Source organism: Salinibacterium sp., assembly GCF_031364185.1.
GTDB lineage: Bacteria > Actinomycetota > Actinomycetes > Actinomycetales > Microbacteriaceae > Rhodoglobus.
Map to the genome: position 1 here is coordinate 1 of NZ_JANLVV010000255.1, position 1131 is coordinate 1131.

At 70.6% G+C, this 1131-nt stretch carries 2 pseudogenes; both read right to left on the bottom strand.

Annotated elements, in window-relative coordinates:
- A pseudogene (locus RMN95_RS11035) lies at positions 1-315 on the bottom strand (hypothetical protein); the annotation flags it as partial.
- Positions 312-1131: pseudogene (locus RMN95_RS11040) on the bottom strand (glycosyltransferase family 2 protein); the annotation flags it as partial. The pseudogenes RMN95_RS11035 and RMN95_RS11040, both read right to left, overlap by 4 nt.

Consider the following 1131-nt stretch of genomic DNA (forward strand, 5'->3'; position numbering starts at 1 on the left):
ACCGCTGTCACTGGCCAGTCTCAGGATCGCACCGGGACACACGAGCTGCTGCGCCGTGGGCACGGGGGTGATGAGCGTGTCGGGCGCCGAGACCTGCACGGTGGGCAGCGGCAGCACCATGGATGCCGCGATCGTCACGGCAGCAACGCCGATGCCGACCAGACCGACCGCTGCCCGGCCTCCCGCGGCCGCGACCGCGCGTATGGTGAGCGGGTGCCGCCTCGAGGTCTCGAGCTCGTCCTGCTCGGGAAACGGCTCATCCCTGCTGAACTGCTCGCCCGAGGGCTCCTCCTGCGCTCCAATGTTGTCGCTCATGCCGGACCCTCCCCCGTGACGTCCGCGATCGCAGCGCTGGCCTGGGCGGCGCGCACCCGACGGCGCCTGGTGGTCGGGATGGCCAGCAACAGGGTAAGGCCGAACACCACGGCCTGGCCGATAACAATCCCCTGGCCGAGCGGGGTCTCGAGAGGCCTGGGTCCCGTCGGGGCCGAGCCCTCGGAGAGCCCGCCGTAGTTCCACAGGAACCCCTGGGCCGTAGCGCCGATAGGGGTGAGGATGCGGTTGCCGTCGAGGGCATCCGCGATACGCTGCCGGGTCTGCACTGCGACATCCCCCGTCGCGTTCGGCAGCAGCACGAACGCGATCTGCAGGTCATCCAGCTCACCCCCGATGTCGAAACCGCTGCGAGAGGCGAGGTTGCCGGCGAGCGTGGCAATTCGCTTATCCACCGCGCTGAGTGCAGTGTCAGTCCCCGCCAGCGTGCTCTGCTCGTCGAGCGTGGTGCCGAGCCCCCGGTGTAACGTCGTCGCGATACCGCCGCCGGGCTGGGCCGTGAGTTGGAGCGTGCCGAGGTCCGGTCGGGATGCCGCCTCGGCGGACGCGAAGGCGGGGAGCATCCTGCCGTTGCTCGCGGTGACCTCCATCGCGCCGGTCGCAGCCACCGTGAGCAGAGGCACGGCCAGGGCGACGAGGGCGACAGCAGTGACCAGTGCCGGGGCCGTCGCCGCTGTGCGCAGGCCGTCGAGACTGGCCACCATCGCTCCGACGAGACCGAGCCAGTAGAGGCTGAGCGCAGAGCCGGCCCAGATCGCCGTGCTCGTGGAGCCGATGAGGGTCACAGAGAGGTGCGCC